Annotated in this window: 1 protein-coding gene; it reads left to right on the top strand. The window is 66.9% G+C overall.

From position 1 onward, the window contains the following. Positions 1-135: 135 nt before the first annotated feature. Positions 136-517 (top strand): LysE/ArgO family amino acid transporter (locus tag H7J86_RS31655; RefSeq protein ID WP_267295811.1); only part of this gene is annotated, 382 nt, incomplete at its 3' end.

The following is a 517-nucleotide window of genomic DNA, read 5'->3' as shown; positions in this document are numbered from 1 at the left end:
CAAGCGAGTGCTCCTCGATCTCGAAGCCGCGTGAGGACCCGGCGTGCAGCCCGGGGGGAGCTGATTAAGTTCATCTAATTCTAGGTAAGAATATTTAGCTGTACTGATACCACCGACGGCCCTAGCGTCAGGGGTATGAGCTCGCCCGTCCTCCTCGGCTTCCTGACCACCATGGCGCTCATCGCCTACCACGGCGCACAGAACGCGTTCGTGCTGCGTCAGGGCATCCGCGGCGAACATGTCGTCCCGGTGATCGCACTGTGCACGGTGTCGGATCTGATCCTCATCGCCGCCGGTATTGCCGGGGTCGGTGCGCTCGTCACCGCCCATCCCGACGCGATGACCGTCGCCAAGCTGGGCGGGGCCGTCTTCCTGATCGGCTACGGCGCGCTGGCTGCACGCCGCGCTTTCCGGCCCGCCGCGCTGAACCCCTCCGAGCGGGGCCGTCTTCCTGATCGGCTACGGCGCGCTGGCTGCACGCCGCGCTTTCCGGCCCGCCGCGCTGAACCCCTCCGAG

This window comes from Mycobacterium hackensackense, assembly GCF_025822555.1.
GTDB lineage: Bacteria > Actinomycetota > Actinomycetes > Mycobacteriales > Mycobacteriaceae > Mycobacterium > Mycobacterium fluoranthenivorans.
Note: the sequence above shows the minus strand (reverse complement) of the source record. Positions and strands in the feature narration are given on the sequence as shown.